Origin of the sequence: Pseudoalteromonas sp. SG45-3, assembly GCF_014164075.1 — a bacterium.
Classification (GTDB): Bacteria; Pseudomonadota; Gammaproteobacteria; order Enterobacterales; family Alteromonadaceae; genus Pseudoalteromonas; species Pseudoalteromonas distincta.
Genome location: NZ_JACJEN010000020.1, coordinates 49,929 through 68,499, shown reverse-complemented (window position 1 = coordinate 68,499; position 18,571 = coordinate 49,929). Strand labels below are relative to the sequence as shown.

The window sequence follows — 18,571 nt, the reverse complement described above, 5'->3', positions numbered from 1 at the left end:
CACCATGCCTGACCAATAACCTTGGTCGGGCATTATCGCATCCACACTTTTATATCTGCCAAGCCATTACTTTGTAAAATACCTAATTGCTGATCAACATTAGAGTTTTGTTCAAACTCAAATGCATCGAGCTGATCATCAAACGTAATATTAGCCACACCATCACCACCGCGCTTTTTAACTTGATGCAGTGCTATATCTGCTAAGTTAATAGAGGTTTCCCAGCTAATTACCTGTCCGCCTAGTAAAGGTAATGGATAAAATGACCAACCAATTGATGCCGTGATATTAGTTGTTTTTCCATTTGGTAATTGGAACGAATTAGCCGCTATTACTTTACAAAGTTCTGAGGCATAGCTATCTATTTTATTGCATTTAAAGTCACGTAATAATAATAAAAACTCATCACCACTCCAACGTGCCACATAGTCAGAGCCCTGCGTACGCGAATTTAACAATGCAGCCATTTGCTGTAAGCAGCTATCACCTGCAATTGGGCCATACGCATCGTTAATACGGCTGAAGTTATCAAAGTTAATAATTACCAGCACCAGTGACTTACCTTGTGCCTGCAGCGACTGTGAATTACGTTGAAAGTGCTCAATATCTTTAGGGAGTTGATCAAACAAAAAGCGGCGGCTACGTAGCCCTGTTAGCTCATCTGAGTGACTCACTAATTTAAGCTGTGAATTCACTTGGCCTAATTTATCATTAGCTTGGCGAAGCTCTAAGGTACGCTCAGTGATTAAGCCCTCTAATGCTTCTTGTTTTCTGCGTTCTTGTGCTCTAAACACCCAAAAAATGAGATAAAAAAGCAAAATAAAACCACTGGTAATTAAAAGCCTAAAGTAAATTGTTTCGTCAAAGCGCTCAGGCACTACAAAACCGTATTCTACATCTTGCGCTTTAGCCCAGTCTTCACCTTGGCGCTTAGCTTCTAATTGAAACAAAAACGAGCCAGGAGGCAAGTTAGTATAAATAGCTTCACGTCGCGTATTTGCATAGCGCCAGTCACTATCTAAGCCACTTAGTTTATATCTAAATTCAATGCTGTTTGGTGCATAGTAATCAATAGCTGTGTAAGTTAGCGTTATATCACGCTCGTCTGTTTCTAATGATGGTTTTTTACCAAGCGCAGCGGTAGTTAAATGACGAAGTGGCGTTGTTATTGTCTCTATTGTTGGCTTTAATGCAAGCACACCAAATAGCTCTACATTTTTAGGTATTTCAACAACACCTTGTAAGCTTGGGTACCAAATAGAATTTCCGGTGTCTGCTACCGCATCATGCCCAAGTCCACTACAACATTGATTCGCTTTACCATCAAGTTGACGGTCAAAAGATGAAATTACTTCTTCAACTTTTAAGCTTTTTATTTCTGTTTTAAATTGCTCTACAGGCATTCTGTAAACACCTTTCATGGTGCTTACCCAAACATGCTTTAACTTTTCATCATATTCTAGGCTAAATATAGAACCATACGGTAAACCATTAGCTGCATCGAGCTGACGCCATTGCCCTTGCGTACTTCTGTAAAAAAGCCCGTCGTTAAGAGAGCCGATTAAAATACCCACGCCATCTATATGTAGCACGCTAGTTACGTATGCGCTTTCAAGTGTTGTTTGGTCGCCAATTTTTTCAATGCCACGGTCTGTAAAGTAATATGCGCCCTTACTAGTACCAATCACACCAAAGTTTGTTTTATCTAATACGTAGGTAATAAACTTACTACCTAAAAAAGCGTTATAGGCAAAAGGCGTTAAACCAGCATAATTTAATCGATATAAACCGCGTCCGGTACCAATCCAAAAGCCGCCTTTACTAGAGCGACTTATTGCAAATACCGGATTATCGCGAAGTGCTCGACCTGGGACGGTGTAAAGTGTCTTGTTTTCAAAAACAAATAAGCCGCGCCCTGTGGCTATATATAATCGCTCACCATCAAATTGTAGATCGTGTACTGATGCGTATCCATATTTACTACTTGGGACTAAATTAATAAAACTTTTATCTAAATCGAAATAACCAATGCCGCTTTTATTCGCAACCCACAGTTTACCATCGGGTGCTTGGCTAATAGCCATAACAGATTCGGTCATGTTTGAAACTGCTGAATGCCTTTCGACTCGTCCTTCATGAGCAAGCCACAAGCCTTCACTAAAGCTTGCTAACCAAACGTTATTTTTATCATCTCTAAAAATATCAGCAAACCATATACTTTGATCGAGTTGGCTAGGCTCTACCCATTGCCACTCACCGGTTTTATCTCTGAATAATAAGCGTCCATAGGTCGAAACCCACAAGCCACCATCGGTATCACTCATAAACTTATAAACGGCTGAGTTATTTGCATTAGGTAGAGGAAAAGGTCTTAGCTCGTCATCTAAATCTAAAAAGTATGCACCTAGCTCAGAAGCTATATACAAATTACCATTTAAAAATGATAAATCGTGCACTATGGTTTGCGCTAAGCGCTCTGGTAAAGATATTTTTGCGGTAAGCTCTAAACGTAGTTTAGAAAAATCTGATGAGTTTTTTGTAAGGCGTAATAAATGACGATCGTTAACCAGCCAAATGCCTTCAGGAGAGAGTGCCATTTGGCTAACAGAGCCAACTATTTGTGTGATCACAGTAGCATTAACAATAGGTAGAGGACCATTTACTTCAGTGCGTAAATCAACTTGCCCTCTATCTACATAGTATAAGCCGTTGGCCGCAATCCATATGCTACCTTTAGAGTCCTCAAGAATATCCCTTACTGGACCTTTAATATTAAATTCTTGTGCTGCAAATGTGGCTGGGTTAATAACTACCAAGCCACTTTTAGTGCCTACCCATAGCAAACCACTAGAATCGACTAAAAGCTTATTAACACCATTACTAGGCAAGAATGGACTATTTTGCGTGTTATAATTTGTAAATGTTGTACCATCAAAACGGCTTAAACCAAATTGCGTACCAAGCCACATATAGCCTTGCTGATCTTGCACAACACTTTTAAGTGATTGCGACGGTAGGCCATCTTTTATATTCCATTGCTTAACTACGTAATCAGTAATTGAAGCCCAACTTGGCGTCGCGCACAACATAAGTACACAAACCAGTAAAAATCGCATCATATTGCTGCCACCTAGTTAAACAAATCAAATATAAAAATTAAAAGGGCAGTAAACCCACTTTTATTAACGCTTGTAAACATATAAGCGAAAAAATACCCGCAAGTATATCGTCGGCCATTATACCTAAACCGCCATGTACTCGTTTGTCTAGCATACGGATTGGGCCGGGTTTTGCTATATCAAAAAAGCGAAATAACAAAAAACCTACGAGTAATGTTTGCCAGCTAAGTGCTGCGCCAATCATAGTGATGTAATAACCCGCCACTTCATCCCATACAATAGCAGGATGATCGTGCACGCCTAAATCATCAGCCGTTTTACCGCACGCCCATATACCAAATATACTGATCACAACGGCAAATACAATTTGCAGCCATAACGGATAATACATGGTCATAAAAATGAATGGCAAGGCAGCAAACGTACCAAATGTACCGGGCGCTTTAGGGGCAAGCCCAGTCCCAAAGCCCAGACCAAAAAACTGATGTGGACGCTTTAAATTAAACTTGCGGTTATTGTTCAAACCAGCTCCTTTGCAAAGTGCTCAAAACCCTGCGGTTCAAAATCAAACTTTTCACCGTTGTGTAAAAGCTCAATTTGGCCATCGCCACTTTTAACTTGGCCAATGCATGTTGCATCTACACCATACTGGCGTAGCTTTATTTCTAACATACTTTTATTGCTATCAGGGACCGTAAAAATTAATTCGTAATCATCACCGTAACTGAGAATAAATGGCAGCTGCTGATTAAAATCAAGGCTTGCTTGCATCGCATCTGAAGTTGGAATACTTTCAATATTCACCACTGCACTTACTTGTGACATATCGAGTATATGACTTAAATCAGCGATTAAGCCGTCCGACACATCGATAGCCGATGATGCAAGGCCTCGTAATACCTGCCCTGCAGCAACACGTGGGGTTGGAAAGTCAAAGCGTTTATTTACGTACTTTAAATGCTCTGGCTCAATACTTATACCTTGTTTGCGAGACTCAATTGCAAGTCCAGCGTCACCTAGCGGACCCGTAACATAAATCCAATCACCCACTTTTGCGCCACTACGACGAAGTGCAGTACCTTCGGGTACAGTCCCTTTCGCACAAATAGTGATGGTTAGTGGGCCCTGAGTTGTATCGCCTCCTATAATCTGCACATTAAAATATTCAGCAATTTCATGCATGCCATCAGTAAACTCTTCAATCCACTGTGGGTCAATACTTGGCAAAGTTAACGCAACTGAAACCCAAGTCGGCTCAGCGCCCATGGCCGCTAAATCACTTAAATTAACAGCAAGCGCTCTGTGACCTAATGCACGAGGGGAAATATCATCAAAAAAGTGTACGCCAGCAACAAGAGTGTCTGTTGTAACGGCAAGTTGGCAGTTTTGTGGAACGGTTACTAAAGCGCAATCATCCCCTATACCTAGGTTTACATCACGACGGGTGATACCGCGACCTTTAAAGTAGCGGTTAATTAATTCAAATTCCTTCATACACAAAAAAGCCGGCCTATGCCGGCTCCCCTCTTTGACGGTTTACTTACTTGCGTAAATGCTTAACAGCTTTATCAAGTACACCGTTTACAAATTTATGGCTGTCTTCAGCGCCAAAAATTTTGGCCAGCTCAATACCTTCGTTAATAGCAACTTTATAAGGTACGTCTTCACGGAACTTAAGCTCATAGCTGCTTAAACGTAAAATTGCACGCTCAACCATATCTAAGTCATCAAACGGACGTGTTAAATGTGGTGATACAGCTTCGTCTAGTTGCTTGTAATTTACAGCAACACCCGTCGCTAGATCTTTAAAGTATTCAACATCAATTTTAGTAACGTCTGTTTCGATCAACATTTGTTGTTCGATATCGGCAATTAAATTGCCACTTATTTGCCAAGAATAAACGGCTTGGAGTGCTAAGATACGTGCTTTACGTCTTGCTGCTGGTTTCACAAAAATTCCTTAAACTTAAATTTTATCTAACACATTAACCATTTCAAGCGCGCCTAAAGCAGCTTCGCCGCCTTTATTGCCCATTTTGGTGCCAGCACGCTCAATTGCTTGTTCAATGCTTTCTGTGGTTAATACGCCAAATGCAACCGGGATATCATACTCAAGTGATACTTGCGCAAGACCTTTGTTTGATTCGCCAGCAACTAGGTCAAAGTGTGGTGTACCACCTCTGATCACTACGCCTAATGCGATGATTGCATCATACTCTTTTTTTGCCGCAACGCGTTTAGCCGCTAAAGGTAATTCTACCGCGCCTGGCACATAAATAACGGTAATGTCGTCATCTGATACGCCACCTGTGCGTTTTAGCTCATCAACAGCACCTGCAAGGAGGCTGCTACCAATAAAGTCATTAAAACGAGAAATGACAATGGCAAATTTTTTGCCTGGAGCGTACTTATTACCTTCAATAATTTTCATTTGATAACCCTAAAAATAAGTTCAAGCGGTTGCGATTGCGCAAAAATTGCTGCGCATCATACCATAAAAATAAAATAATAGCCTAGTTTAAGCGTGATGCTTATTGTGGCTCAACGTAATCAACAACTTCTAAATGAAAGCCCGAAAGTGCATGGTACTTTTTAGGGCGACTCATTAATCGCATTTGTTTAATTCCAAGATCGGCAAGTATTTGCGAACCTACGCCAACAGTACGAGATGTACCTTTGAATTTACGTGGCGTAACGCTTTCGCCAGCATCAGCTGCTGCAAATGCTTTCACAGTTGCCTCTAACTCTTCAGTGCTTTCTTGCTTACCTAAAATAACTAAAGCACCTTCATTTTTAGCGATATAAGCCATTGCTTCTGAAAGGCCCCAGCTACGGTCAGCACTTCTGTCTGAAAGTAGAATATCATTAAAGGTACTTTGCAAATGTACACGCACATTTGTCGGCTCTTGATCTTTTATATCGCCTTTGAGTAATACGTAATGTAATTGGCCGTCAATTGTGTCTTTGTAAGTAACTAAATCAAATTCACCATGAACAGTTGGTAACTTACATTTTGCTACTTGCTCAATTGTTGTTTCGTTTAAGTTGCGGTATTCGATTAAATCAGCAATGGTGCCAATTTTAATATCGTGCTCTTTCGCAAAAACTTCTAAATCAGGGCGACGTGCCATAGTGCCGTCAGCATTAAGTATTTCAACAATAACAGATGATGCTTCAAGCCCAGCTAAACGCGCTAAATCACAGCCCGCTTCAGTGTGTCCTGCGCGAGTTAATACGCCACCAGGTTGCGCCATAATAGGAAAAATATGTCCAGGCTGAACAATATCACTTGGGACTGCGCCTTTAGCTATAGCCGCTTGCACTGTACGTGCTCTGTCTGCTGCTGAAATACCGGTTGTAACACCTTTTGATGCTTCTATCGACATTGTAAAGTTAGTAGAAAATGCTGCACCATTGTTTTTAACCATTAACGGTAAATCAAGTTGCTCGCAACGCTCTTGCGTCATGGTTAAACAAATTAAACCACGGCCATGGGTAGCCATGAAATTAATCGCTTCTGCGCTAATATGCTCAGCTGCTATTATTAAATCGCCTTCATTTTCTCTATCTTCATCATCCATTAAAATAACCATTTTACCGGCTTTAATATTGTCGATGATTTCTTGCGCGCTGTGTAAATTCATAAATTTGCTCGTGTAAGTTGTCAGTTTCGTTATTTAATAAAACCCGCTTTAGCGAGTAAGCTCATCGAAATATCAGAGCCCGTTGGTTGCTCTGCACCCTTTATAAGGCGCTCTAAATAACGTGCAATTTGATCGACTTCTAAATTAACTTGGGTACCTACTTTAAAATGAGCAATTGTGGTTTGCTCACTCGTGTGTGGGACAATTGTTAATTTGAATTTATTACCCTCTACAGCGTTTACTGTCAGGCTTATACCATCAATACATACCGAACCTTTGTAAGGAATGTATTTCATTAAATTTTCGTCAGTTGTAAGCCAATATTCTGTTGCTCTGGCGTTTGCTGTAATACTTGTAATTGTTGCGATACCATCAACATGGCCAGACACTAAATGACCGCCTAAACGAGAAACAGGTTGCATGGCTTTTTCAAGATTCACCGTTTGTCCTAAAGCATAGTGAGCAAAACCGGTCAAACTAATCGTCTCATTAGATAAATCCGCACTAAAACCATCAATATGTTTATCAACTACAGTTAAGCAAACACCATTAGTTGCAATGCTGTCACCTAACTTTACGTCTGTCATATCAAGATCAGTACTTTGGATACGAATGGCTAAGTCGCCTTGTTTTTTTTGTAATAAAGCAATTTTGCCTGTGGCTTCTATTATCCCAGTAAACATAGCACTACTCTTTTTATTAAGTGATTTTAATGAGTTTTGACGCGGTGATACGTAAATCGTCACCAATGCGCGCACATTCATTAAATGTTAAATCAACGGTGTTCTGCATACTCGTCAATTCAGGAAAATTAACTAAACTTTTTGCATCATGGCCCATTAGTTTAGGCGCTAAATAAAAAACAAACTCGTCAACTAAATTAAGCTCTGTCATTTTACCAGCAAGTGTTGCGCCAGCTTCAAGCCAAACATTATTAAACTGCAGTTGCCCAAGTTTTTCTAAAACGGCTTGTAAATCAACTTTACCGTTACTTTCACTAACTTCAATATGCTTTACAAAATGCGGCCATTGCAATGATTTATCAACCTTAGTCGTAAATATTATTACATCACTTTGGATTTCAAATAAAGCAAGGTCAGGTGTTAAACGGTTTTGAGAGTCAATTATAACACGCACGGGCTGGCGAAGCGGCAAATCAGTAGGCAGTGTGCAAGGCAGCTCACTTAGTCGCACATTAAGTTTAGCATCGTCTACTAGCACTGTATCGGCACCGGTTAAAATAGCGCAGCTTTTCGCTCGGTATAATTGTACGTCTTGTCGAGCAGCAGGACTTGTGATCCACTTACTTTGCCCATTTTTAAGCGCCGTTTTACCATCAATACTCGCTGCCATTTTGCAAATCACATAAGGTAAGCCTTGTTCCATACGCTTAAAAAAGCCAACGTTAAGTGCGCGAGCTTGTGATTCGAGTAACCCGTAAGCAACGTCAATACCCGCGTCGCTCAGTATTTTAAGGCCTTTGCCAGCAACTTGTGGATTTGTATCAACCATAGCAGCAATTACTTTTACCACACCGGCAGCTTTTAAGCCTTCGGCGCACGGTGGCGTACGGCCATAATGACTACACGGTTCAAGCGTTACATAAGCCGTTGCACCTTGTGCATTTTTTCCAGCGACAGCCAGTGCATTTACTTCTGCATGGCCTTGACCTGCTAATTGATGAAAACCCTCACCAATTATTTGATTATTTTTAACTAAAACACAGCCAACATTAGGGTTAGGTGTGGTAGTAAACCGGCCTTTTTTGGCAAGTTCTATGGCGCGTGCCATATACATTTCATCATGTTCAGTAAAAGGAACTTGGCTTTGCATTGTTACTCCCCTAAGCGGGCAATTTCTTCGCCAAATTCGCGTATATCTTCAAACGAGCGATAAACAGAGGCAAATCTTACATACGCTACTTTATCGAGCTTTTTGAGGGCTTCCATAATGCATTCACCAACCAAATGGCTTGAAATTTCTCGCTCGCCTGTAGCACGCAACTGCGATTTTATTATATTCACTACTTCGTCTACTTGCTCTGTGCTCACTGGGCGTTTTTCGAGTGCGCGATTTAAGCCATTTAATAATTTATCTTCGTTAAATGGTTCGCGGCTGCCGTCTTGTTTAATAACACGAGGCATAACCAGTTCAGCGCCTTCAAATGTAGTAAAGCGCTCATGGCAGTCGTTGCACTCACGGCGCCTGCGAACTTGATGGCCTCCACCAACAAGGCGTGAGTCAATAACTTTAGTATCTTTTGCGGTACAAAATGGACAATGCATAGCTCGGTACTTCCGTTTTAAAACAAAAAAGACCGCTAAATAGCGGTCTTTTATCTTAGCAAAAAAATAGGGCCTGTTGACCTTTCAGGATTAAATTTGTTCTATCTATGGGTGATTTAATCGCGGCGCGAGGTTTGTAACCTAGTGGGCTAAGTAAAAACCGAGCAACAAAGAGTAAATCGCCCCTAGGACGAACCCGAGGGCAGTGCATGTTTGGCATTTATGCTGCGTTATCGCCTATTTGTGTGGAGTAACCACACTACATAGACTCTGCCTTGCCTAAAAACCAAACATACTACTGCAAATTAAACCTCGAAAGATAAACAGGCCCCTAGCCTATGTGATCTAAATTACTGCTGCTTATGCAATTAAGCGTAAACAGGTAATTTTGCACAAATTGCTTTTACTTTTTCTTTAACTTGCGCCTGTACAGATTCATCAGTGATGTTATCTAGTACGTCACAAATCCAGCCAGCAAGCTCTTTTGATTCTTCTTCTTTGAAACCACGACGAGTGATTGCAGGAGAACCAATACGCAAACCAGATGTTACAAACGGAGAACGTGGATCGTTTGGCACTGAGTTTTTGTTAACTGTGATGTTAGCGTTACCAAGGGCTGCATCTGCATCTTTACCAGTAATATCTTTATCGATTAAATCGAGTAGGAATAAGTGGTTTTCAGTTTTGTCAGATACGATTTTGTAGCCGCGCTCTTGCATTACAGCAACCATTGCTTTTGCGTTTTTAACAACTTGTGTTTGGTATACTTTAAATTCTGGTTGAAGCGCTTCTTTAAATGCCACTGCTTTTGCTGCAATAACATGACATAAAGGACCACCTTGGCCACCAGGGAAAACTGCGCTGTTAAGCTTTTTATAGATTGCTTCATCGCCACATGCAGAGATAATTAAACCACCACGAGGACCAGCAAGTGTTTTATGCGTAGTTGTAGTTACAACATGTGCATGAGGAACTGGGCTTGGGTAAACGCCTGCCGCAATTAAACCTGCAACGTGAGCCATATCAACAAACAGGTAAGCACCTACTTTGTCAGCAATTTCACGGAATTTAGCCCAATCAACAATACCTGAGTACGCTGAGAAACCACCAATAATCATTTTTGGTTTATGCTCAAGTGCTAGTGCTTCAACCTGTGCGTAATCAATTTCGCCCGTTGTTTCATCTAGTCCGTATTGAATTGCATTGTAAAGCTTACCAGAGAAGCTTACGTGTGATCCGTGAGTTAAGTGACCACCATGAGCTAAGCTCATACCAAGTACAGTGTCGCCTGCTTCTAATAGCGCTAGAAAAACAGCAGCATTAGCTTGCGAACCAGCATGTGGTTGTACGTTTGCGTAGTCAGAACCAAATAACTCGTTAGCACGGTCAATTGCTAATTGCTCAACAACATCAACGTGCTCACAACCGCCATAATAACGTTTGCCAGGGTAACCTTCTGCGTATTTATTTGTAAGCTGTGAACCCTGCGCTTCTAGTACGCGTGGGCTACAGTAGTTTTCTGAAGCGATTAGTTCAATGTGCTCTTCTTGGCGAGCAGTTTCTTTGTTTATCGCGTCAAATAACTCTGGATCAAAATCCGAAATATTCATGCTACGTTCTAACATTGGGGTCTCCTAGGGCAACGTGTATGGTGTTTTTTAGAGGCTTTATTGTACGCTTTAAACGACTCTTTGCCTACGCTCTTAAGTTGAGGATATTTAAACAGGGATTGAAACTATTTCACAGACTTTTTAAGATGATATTTTCTTATAAAACCATAACGATTTTAAATGAATGCTATTTCCTACATTTAATTAGTAAATGCAACTCACTAGATTTAAAAGCCTATAGTTATAAAAAAAGGCGGCTTAACCGCCTTTTTGAATTAATTAACTTAGCCAAGTTTAGCAAGTATTTCTGTACGTAATGCGTCGTAATCGGCCTTTATATCGCTTGCTAGACATGGTTTTGCTAGTGCGTCGCTAAGTGGTTTTGGCATACCTAATTCAATATTTAAAATACCCTCTACGCTTTCTTTAAACTTAGCAGGGTGAGCTGTGGCTAAAAAGATGCCCGCTGCACCAGGCGCTCGATTTTCAACAAGACCTTGGTACGCAATAGCAGTGTGAGGCTCTGCAACATAACCCGTTTGTTGAATTTTTTTCATCACCGATTGCGTGTCTTCCTCGTTTACGCTAGTTGAATAAAAATTATCGTAGCTAAACCAGTTATTATCTAACATTGTTTGCACACGCGGCCAGTTGTTTGGCTTACTTACATCCATTGCATTTGAAAGCGACTCAAGTGTTGCGTTTGGCGTCCAGGTTTTATCAAGCATAAAGCGCGGCACAGTATCATTTTGGTTGGTGGTTGCACTTAATTTACCTACAGGTAAGCCAATAACCGCACCAATCATTGCAGCACATACATTACCAAAGTTGCCACTTGGCACTGATATATGCGCTGTTGCGCGTTTTTCTTTTGGTAGTTGTGCAATGGCCTCAAAGTAATAACAAACCTGAGCAACTAAACGGCTAATATTAATTGAATTAGCAGAATTAAGCCCAAGTGTTGATTTAACTTCTTCATCTAAAAAGGCATTTTTAACCAACTCTTGGCAATCATCAAAACTGCCATCAACTGCATAACAATGAATATTGTTACCTAACGTAGTAAATAGCTTTTGCTGAGCAAGTGAAATTTTGCCTTTAGGATATAAGATGACAACATCGATATTCGGCTTGTTATAAAAAGCATGTGCAACGGCTGCACCAGTATCGCCCGATGTTGCGGTTAAAATAGTTACTTTTTCATCTTTATTAAATTGCGCTAAACACTCAGCCATAAAGCGACCACCAAAGTCTTTAAACGCAAGCGTAGGACCATGAAACAACTCTAAGCAGTATGTATTCTCTTCAACTTCCACCAGTTTAACTGGAAAGTTAAATGCATTTTTAACCATTTGTGCCACAGTGTCGCTAGGCAGCTCATCACCAATTAGGTGAGATAATATTTTGCCACTGCGTGTAACAAAGTCCATATCAAGCAAAGCATGAACATCGGACAGTGGGGCAAGGGATTCAGGGAAAAACACACCTTGATTACGACCCAAACCTGTTTTTACGGCTTCAACGAACGACACTTTTTGTGAGCTATCTTTTAAATTATGTAATTGCATGACTACCTATCCTATAAAACTGTTAATTGACGCGTGCCGTCGTTATCTAATTTACAAATGTGGCAAAAGCCTTGCTCGTTAATGTAATTTGCCTCTAACCACTGCGCGCATTGCTTTGCAGCTTCAAGTGTTTTACATACACTAAACAAGGTAGGTCCTGCGCCCGAAATACTCACTATTTCAGCGCCCAACGCTGGTAAGCTTGCTTTGGCTTCACTAAAACCTTTAATAAGCGGTGCGCGGTAAGGTTCTGCTATTTCATCTTTCATTATGCTCAGTGCATCGTCAAAACGATTAGTCAACAGTAAGCTACTAAATGCCGATAAACGCTGTGCAAACTCAACACTTGCATGCATGCTCAACTCTTTTGGTAAAACCGAGCGCGCTTTTGCAGTGTTGAGTGAAAAACCAGGGAACGCAGCAACGTAGTACCAATTTTCATCAACAGGCAGTGCAATCGATTTATCAGGGATTAAATCACCTGTTAATTGCAAACCACCTAAATAGCATGGCGTGATGTTGTCGTAATGACGACCACCGCTCACTACAGCTTCAAAGTCAGCCATAAGCTCAATAAGCTCAACCTGACTTAAGTTAGTTTGTGCAAACTTATCAAGGGCAGCAAAGGTAGCCACGACCGAGCATGCACTAGAACCAAGTCCAGATCCAATTGGTAAATTCTTTTTAAGCTCGAGCTTTACGCTTGGCATATCAGGCGCGACATGCGCTCTAAAATGTACTAAACACTGGTACGCTAAGTTTTCATTCGCATCACTTGGTAACTTGTGAGCGTAGTCGCCAGTACAAATAAATTCGTCACTTGGTGCTGCACTTACAACAGCTACATCGCCTAATAAACTACCATCGATTGGCGCAAGCGCTGCGCCAAGTGCATCAAAACCCACTGCAAAATTACCAATAGACGCCGGAGCATATACTTCAATCATAACGAGCTCCTAGCGCGATAGTGTTTTTAAAATATCAGCAAATACACCCGCTGCTGTTACTTCAGAGCCGGCACCATAACCACGAATTACAAACGGACGTGGCTGGTAGTATTGGCTTAAAATAGCAAGCGCGTTTTCGCCATCGCGAATTACATTAAGCGCATGTTTTTCATCAACAGCCTCAATACCTACTTTACAGTGACCTTCTTTAATTGTACCTACATAACGAAGTACCTTTCCTTCGCTCGCAGCACTTTGAATGCGGTCATTAAAATCAGCATCTAGGCTTGGTAGTTTTGCCATAAACTCATCAACGCTATCACCTTGTGCAAAACCTTGTGGTAATACTGACTCAACTTCAATATCGCTTAGCTCCAACTTCATACCGGCTTCGCGAGCAATGATCAGTAACTTACGTGCTACATCAGTACCCGATAAATCATCACGAGGATCTGGCTCAGTAAAACCGCTTTCTTTGGCTTTAATAGTTGCCTCAGAAAGTGATAAACCATCTTGAAGTGCGCCAAACATATACGAAAGTGAGCCTGATAAAATACCGCTAAACTCTAGTAACTCATCACCGGCACCAAATAATGACTGCAAGTTATCGATTACTGGTAAACCTGCACCAACGTTAGTTTCGTATAAAAATTTACGATTATTCTTTTGCGTAGCAGCTATTAAATCTTGGTAATACGTGTATGAGCTTGTTGTCGCTTTTTTATTAGCTGCAACCACATGAAAACCTGCATTTAAAAAGTCTACGTACTGCGCAGCAAGTGCATCTGAAGATGTACAATCTACTAATACCGGATTCACTAAGTGGTTTTGCTTAACAAATTGCTCTACTAATTTTAAATCAAATGCTTGCTCAGATGAGGCCAATTTTTGCTGCCAATCACTAAAAGCGATGCCTTCGTTATCAAGGTGTAATTGACGAGAGTTAGCAACACCATACAAGTTAAGTTTAATATTACGCTTTTCAAGCCAAGCTTGCTGGCGCTCAAGCTGATTAATAAGCTCTTGCCCTACTAAGCCACAACCTAGTAAAAACACATCAATTGACGGCACATGCGTGAAAAAGTTTTCATGGCATATTTTTACAGCGTCATTACATAACTCACCATCAATTACCGCAGAAATAGCACTTTCTGTAGAATCCTGTGCAATTGCCACAATATTTACTTGCGCTTGTGCAAGCGATGCAAAAAACTTAGCCGCTAAGCCACGGTGTGCGCGCATGTTGTCGCCCACTAAAGTAACAATGGCTAAATTACGCTGTACTTGAACAGGCTCAATAAGCCCTGCTTGTAATTCAAGCTCAAATGCAGTTTGTAGCGCATCGAGTGCAAGTGCTAGGTCTGTTTCGTGCACACAAAAACTAATACTAAATTCACATGATGATTGCGTGATCAATACAATTGATACGTTATCGTGAGCAAGCGCGTTAAATACCTTAGATGCCATGCCTACTTTACCTTTCATGCCTGGGCCTGAAACAGTTAACATTGCAAGGTCTTGTAAGCTAGAAAGCGCTTTTACGGGCTCATCAGATGAATAATCGTTACCAATTAATGAGCCTTGTGCGTCTGGGTTATGCGTATTTTTAATTTCACATGGCACGCCTGCTTTAGCACACGGTAAAATTGTTTTTGGGTGAAGTACTTTTGCACCAAAGTAAGAAAGCTCCATCGCTTCTTTATAAGATAAAAAATCTACTTTAGTGGCTTTTTTAATATAACGAGGATCAGCGCTATATACGCCATCAACGTCAGTCCAAATTTGGCAAATCTCAGCTTCTAAACATGCCGCAGCAATAGCTGCTGAGTAATCTGAGCCATTACGGCCAAGCGTCGTAAGCTCACCTTTATCATTACTCGCCGTAAAACCAGGCATAATATAAATAGTTGCAGGGTTTTCTTTAAGCACAGCTTGAAAGCGAGCTTTACTTGCCACTAAATCAGCTTCTGCATCAATGTAGCCACCAGTTGAAGCAATACAGCTTGTTGCTTCTAAGTACCTTGCATCTTGTGAGCTCAATAAAGCCTGCATTAAAGAAACGCTAACGCGCTCTCCAAAGCTAATTACAAATGCGCGAACTTGATCAGGGCAACACTGTATAAGCGACACGCCATCTAATTTATTTTTAAGCTCGCCTAGGTCTGGCCAGCTTGTAACGACTACGCCACTTTTTTCAACGTCAGCTTTTAAGCCTTCACAACGACTCGCTAATGCTTGCCATTGCTTCGAAAAATCTAAGCCTTGCTCTGCAGCACTTGCAAGTGCAACTAGCGAATCGGTCATTCCACCTGGAGCAGAAAGCACCAATAACATTTCATCTTTTAATTGTGCTTTAACTAACTGAGCTACCTGTTGTAAGCATGCATAATCGGCAAGTGAAGACCCACCAAATTTTAAAACTCGCATTGTTTATGTTCCTCATCCCATAAAACGAAAAAAGGCCTGTGTTCTAAGTGAACACAGGCCTTTAAATTTGTTGCACCGACCTATGCCACTATCCAGTAAGAATGATGGTTGTAATAATAATGGTCAGTACGCGATTAATTGTTTTCATATGTTAAGACTGCCTTAACAAAGGCTATGCTGTCAACCCTAAATTAAAAGATAAAACAGCCTTTTTTAACATGAAAAAACCTAATGAATGCCAAATTTATGCAATATTTCATTCAAGCTTGATTTATTAATAGGTTTATCAATAAAATCAATTGCGCCAAGTTGGGCGACTCGTTGCTTCATTTTTTCCTGTATATCAGCAGAAATAACCAACACAAAGCACTCTATTTTTTCTGTTTTTATAGTTTCAAGTACTTGTATACCATCAACCTCTGGCATGGTGAGGTCTAGGCACAGTAAATCAAAGTTTTGTGCTCTTAAAAGATCGAGGGCGTTTGCTCCATTTATAGCTTGTTGTATATCTGCGTCTATACACTCATTTAAACACCGCACGACTTGTTTACGAGCAACAGCAGAATCATCACAGACTAATATCGAAAATTTCATCATGTTTACTACTACACAACCATCAAAGTTATTAAAAGACCATCTTTCTTTGCACTCAGGACACTTTAACACGCATCTAAGTACTTAGCGCATTAATAATTCAATGCAATGATAAATATAGAATTAACTCATTTAAATATGATTAACGAAACTAAATTCTAATCAAACTTACAAAACTTAACGTCTAACAAATTTACTAATTCATAGCTGAGTTTAATTACATTAATACTACATACCTACTTAATTAGATTTATCTTATTAAATTTTAACTTTTTTATTTATTTTTAGAGGTTTATTGACTAACTTTTAAATTACAATAGTAACGTTACAAAAATAACAAAGGATGAACAAGTCACTCATGTTACAAAAAAGCCTTTCTAAGAAGCTGCTAACAAGCGTTTTATCCGTTTATTTTTTGCTTACCTTCGTAGTGACTTGCGGACAGGTGCTTGCTGAATATCTCAATACTAAAGACTATATACGTGATGAATTAAGTACATTACAAAAAACCTTTAGTCGTAGCTTAACACGTGCAATTTGGGAGCTTAATACCAAGCAAACAATTACAACAGCAGAAGGTTTACTCGCCATTCCCATGATTGAAGGGATTATTGTTCGAGACGACAGCGGCGAAATTATTTCACAGTTAGGGCGCTCGCTCGACATACATAAGCTATATAACCAACAGTTAGTACAAGAAGAAGCTATTTTAGAAGACGCGAAATCCGGTCTGTTTGGTTACACCTTTCCACTTATTTTTGAATTTTCTGGCCGTGCTACCCAAGTGGGCGACGTTACCTTGTTCTCTAGCCGAGAAGTTGTTTTAAGCCGAATTATGGTATCAATCTACTTTTTGATTGGTAATGCGATGATTAAAACTACCTTTTTAATCATTTTATTTTTAATGGCATTTAGAAAGCTTCTTACAGATCCCTTAGCTGAGCTTACTGAGCAACTAGAAAACCTAGAATTAGATGAGCTAGAAGGACAACACATAGAAATAGAAACAGAGGAGCATAACGAACTAAAAGTAATGGAGCAGTCGTTTAACAAACTAATAGATAAAGTGGTTCAGTACAGAAAAGAGCTTGAGCACACCCAAAAAGAACTTATTATTAGTAACGAAAAGCTCGATCATCACAACATACAACTTGAGCAAGACGTAGCCCGTAAAACATCAAACTTAAGCCAAGCAATGATGGAATTACAACAGCAAAAATACGAACTTGAGAAGCAAAAAATTGTGCTCACTGAAGAAATAGACTTACGCCGCAGCACAGAGCAAGAGCTAATTACAAAACAAACTGAATCTCAGCGTTATATAGAGGAATTAAGCCTTGCACAGGAACGTTTATTGGGCACAGAGAAGATGGCCGCACTAGGCGGGCTTGTGGCGGGTATTACGCATGATATTAACACCCCTATTGGTATAGGTGTAACGGCAATATCGTTTTTGCAAGAACGCTTAAATAAACTCGAAAGTGCTTATAGTGAAAAAACACTTTCACCAAAAGCACTAGAAGAATTTATTAACGAAGCAAAACAAAGTACAAGCTTGTTAACCACTAACTTAGATAGAGCCTCAGAGCTTATTGCTAGCTTTAAGCAAATAGCGGTCGATCAGGCCAGTGAAGCTGTAAGAACTATTAACTTTAAAGATTACACTAACGAAGTAATACGCTCACTGCATCCAAAACTAAAAAAGACATCCCATACAATAAAATTAGAATGCCCTGATGATTTAGTTTTAAATTTACCGGCAGGCGCCATCAGCCAAATTTTTACTAACTTAATTATGAATTCACTCATTCATGGCTTTGAAGGTAAAAGCAACGGTGTGATGGATATCAAAATAAGCGCAGATGACACTAACTTAACGATTGATTACAAAGATGACGGTAACGGAGTTACCAGTGAGCAATTGAAAAAATTGTTTGACCCATTCTTTACGACTAAACGCGATGAGGGCGGAAGCGGATTAGGTACCCATATAATGTTTAATTTAGTTAAACAAACTCTTAGTGGATCTATTGATGCAACGAGTGAACCTGGTAAAGGTCTGCGTTACTATATTCAATTTCCAAAGAACATGGCTAAGCCAATGCCTATTTTTGATAAATATGAATAAAAAAGTATATGCATTAAATTATTAGGGCGTATTGTTCTTTGGTGGTTGAATTTGCAGAAATATGTTTGGTTTTTAGGCAGGGCAGAGCCTATGTAGTGTGGTTATTCCCCATAAATAGGCGATAACGCAGCATAAATACCAAACATGCGCTGCCCTTTGAGCTCGATCTAGGGACGATTAACTCTTTGTTGCCTACATGGATGTAGGTAAGGGGCGTGAGCAGGACGCGGAAGCTTTGCTCAGTTTTTA

General features: G+C 40.2%; 15 protein-coding genes. 1 reads left to right on the top strand and 14 read right to left on the bottom strand.

Going from position 1 to position 18,571, the window contains the following annotated elements:
* Positions 1 to 32 precede the first annotated feature (32 nt).
* The 14 genes from H5126_RS17875 to H5126_RS17810 form a co-directional block, all read right to left on the bottom strand.
* The gene (locus tag H5126_RS17875; RefSeq protein WP_002961745.1) at positions 33 to 3,119 is read right to left on the bottom strand and encodes a ligand-binding sensor domain-containing diguanylate cyclase; all 3,087 of its coding nucleotides are present in this window, start codon (positions 3,117 to 3,119) and stop codon (positions 33 to 35) included.
* 37 nt (positions 3,120 to 3,156) lie between these two features.
* Positions 3,157 to 3,642: a phosphatidylglycerophosphatase A gene (locus H5126_RS17870; protein ID WP_024596288.1), complete on the bottom strand. Its 486-nt coding sequence runs from the start codon at positions 3,640 to 3,642 to the stop codon at positions 3,157 to 3,159.
* On the bottom strand, positions 3,639 to 4,613 hold the full coding sequence (thiL, locus tag H5126_RS17865) for a thiamine-phosphate kinase (RefSeq protein ID WP_024596289.1): 975 nt from the start codon (positions 4,611 to 4,613) through the stop codon (positions 3,639 to 3,641). The genes H5126_RS17870 and thiL overlap by 4 nt, the downstream gene beginning before the upstream one ends.
* A 46-nt stretch (positions 4,614 to 4,659) precedes the next feature.
* Positions 4,660 to 5,070, bottom strand: coding sequence for a transcription antitermination factor NusB (nusB, locus tag H5126_RS17860; protein WP_002961751.1), 411 nt, complete (start codon positions 5,068 to 5,070; stop codon positions 4,660 to 4,662).
* Between the two features lie 15 nt (positions 5,071 to 5,085).
* On the bottom strand, positions 5,086 to 5,550 hold the full coding sequence (ribE, locus tag H5126_RS17855; RefSeq protein WP_002961753.1) for a 6,7-dimethyl-8-ribityllumazine synthase: 465 nt from the start codon (positions 5,548 to 5,550) through the stop codon (positions 5,086 to 5,088).
* A 100-nt stretch (positions 5,551 to 5,650) separates the two neighbouring features.
* Positions 5,651 to 6,763, bottom strand: coding sequence for a bifunctional 3,4-dihydroxy-2-butanone-4-phosphate synthase/GTP cyclohydrolase II (ribBA, locus tag H5126_RS17850; RefSeq protein ID WP_024596290.1), 1,113 nt, complete (start codon positions 6,761 to 6,763; stop codon positions 5,651 to 5,653).
* Between the two features lie 29 nt (positions 6,764 to 6,792).
* Positions 6,793 to 7,446 carry a riboflavin synthase gene (locus tag H5126_RS17845; RefSeq protein ID WP_024596291.1) on the bottom strand — a complete coding sequence of 218 codons (654 nt, stop codon included), beginning with the start codon at positions 7,444 to 7,446 and terminating at the stop codon, positions 6,793 to 6,795.
* 16 nt (positions 7,447 to 7,462) lie between these two features.
* Positions 7,463 to 8,596 (bottom strand): bifunctional diaminohydroxyphosphoribosylaminopyrimidine deaminase/5-amino-6-(5-phosphoribosylamino)uracil reductase RibD, encoded by a 1,134-nt coding sequence (gene ribD / locus H5126_RS17840; protein ID WP_024596292.1) that lies wholly within the window; start codon positions 8,594 to 8,596, stop codon positions 7,463 to 7,465.
* A gap of 2 nt (positions 8,597 to 8,598) precedes the next feature.
* Positions 8,599 to 9,048: a transcriptional regulator NrdR gene (gene nrdR, locus H5126_RS17835; RefSeq protein WP_002961761.1), complete on the bottom strand. Its 450-nt coding sequence runs from the start codon at positions 9,046 to 9,048 to the stop codon at positions 8,599 to 8,601.
* Positions 9,049 to 9,416: 368 nt separating this feature from the next.
* The gene (glyA, locus tag H5126_RS17830; protein ID WP_002961763.1) at positions 9,417 to 10,673 is read right to left on the bottom strand and encodes a serine hydroxymethyltransferase; all 1,257 of its coding nucleotides are present in this window, start codon (positions 10,671 to 10,673) and stop codon (positions 9,417 to 9,419) included.
* Positions 10,674 to 10,942: 269 nt separating this feature from the next.
* Positions 10,943 to 12,226 carry a threonine synthase gene (gene thrC / locus H5126_RS17825; RefSeq protein ID WP_182720671.1) on the bottom strand — a complete coding sequence of 428 codons (1,284 nt, stop codon included), beginning with the start codon at positions 12,224 to 12,226 and terminating at the stop codon, positions 10,943 to 10,945.
* Positions 12,227 to 12,237: 11 nt separating this feature from the next.
* Positions 12,238 to 13,173, bottom strand: coding sequence for a homoserine kinase (gene thrB, locus H5126_RS17820; protein ID WP_024596294.1), 936 nt, complete (start codon positions 13,171 to 13,173; stop codon positions 12,238 to 12,240).
* A gap of 9 nt (positions 13,174 to 13,182) precedes the next feature.
* The gene (thrA, locus tag H5126_RS17815) at positions 13,183 to 15,600 is read right to left on the bottom strand and encodes a bifunctional aspartate kinase/homoserine dehydrogenase I (protein ID WP_154903651.1); all 2,418 of its coding nucleotides are present in this window, start codon (positions 15,598 to 15,600) and stop codon (positions 13,183 to 13,185) included.
* Positions 15,601 to 15,828: 228 nt separating this feature from the next.
* A complete protein-coding gene (locus tag H5126_RS17810; RefSeq protein ID WP_024596295.1) occupies positions 15,829 to 16,197 on the bottom strand; it encodes a response regulator in 369 nt (122 codons plus the stop codon).
* Between the two features lie 355 nt (positions 16,198 to 16,552).
* Between H5126_RS17810 and H5126_RS17805 the strand changes: the two genes are divergently transcribed.
* On the top strand, positions 16,553 to 18,322 hold the full coding sequence (locus H5126_RS17805; RefSeq protein WP_024596296.1) for a sensor histidine kinase: 1,770 nt from the start codon (positions 16,553 to 16,555) through the stop codon (positions 18,320 to 18,322).
* The last annotated feature ends 249 nt before the right edge of the window (positions 18,323 to 18,571 follow it).

What these genes read in the sequence shown, in the direction of transcription:
- H5126_RS17875 (WP_002961745.1), bottom strand. Translation starts at nt 3,119, where the DNA reads ATGATGCGATTTTTACTGGTTTGTGTACTTATGTTGTGCGCGACGCCA.
- thiL (WP_024596289.1), bottom strand. Translation starts at nt 4,613, where the DNA reads ATGAAGGAATTTGAATTAATTAACCGCTACTTTAAAGGTCGCGGTATC.
- ribE (WP_002961753.1), bottom strand. Translation starts at nt 5,550, where the DNA reads ATGAAAATTATTGAAGGTAATAAGTACGCTCCAGGCAAAAAATTTGCC.
- ribBA (WP_024596290.1), bottom strand. Translation starts at nt 6,763, where the DNA reads ATGAATTTACACAGCGCGCAAGAAATCATCGACAATATTAAAGCCGGT.
- H5126_RS17845 (WP_024596291.1), bottom strand. Translation starts at nt 7,446, where the DNA reads ATGTTTACTGGGATAATAGAAGCCACAGGCAAAATTGCTTTATTACAA.
- ribD (WP_024596292.1), bottom strand. Translation starts at nt 8,596, where the DNA reads ATGCAAAGCCAAGTTCCTTTTACTGAACATGATGAAATGTATATGGCA.
- nrdR (WP_002961761.1), bottom strand. Translation starts at nt 9,048, where the DNA reads ATGCATTGTCCATTTTGTACCGCAAAAGATACTAAAGTTATTGACTCA.
- glyA (WP_002961763.1), bottom strand. Translation starts at nt 10,673, where the DNA reads ATGTTAGAACGTAGCATGAATATTTCGGATTTTGATCCAGAGTTATTT.
- thrC (WP_182720671.1), bottom strand. Translation starts at nt 12,226, where the DNA reads ATGCAATTACATAATTTAAAAGATAGCTCACAAAAAGTGTCGTTCGTT.
- thrB (WP_024596294.1), bottom strand. Translation starts at nt 13,173, where the DNA reads ATGATTGAAGTATATGCTCCGGCGTCTATTGGTAATTTTGCAGTGGGT.
- thrA (WP_154903651.1), bottom strand. Translation starts at nt 15,600, where the DNA reads ATGCGAGTTTTAAAATTTGGTGGGTCTTCACTTGCCGATTATGCATGC.
- H5126_RS17810 (WP_024596295.1), bottom strand. Translation starts at nt 16,197, where the DNA reads ATGATGAAATTTTCGATATTAGTCTGTGATGATTCTGCTGTTGCTCGT.
- H5126_RS17805 (WP_024596296.1), top strand. Translation starts at nt 16,553, where the DNA reads ATGTTACAAAAAAGCCTTTCTAAGAAGCTGCTAACAAGCGTTTTATCC.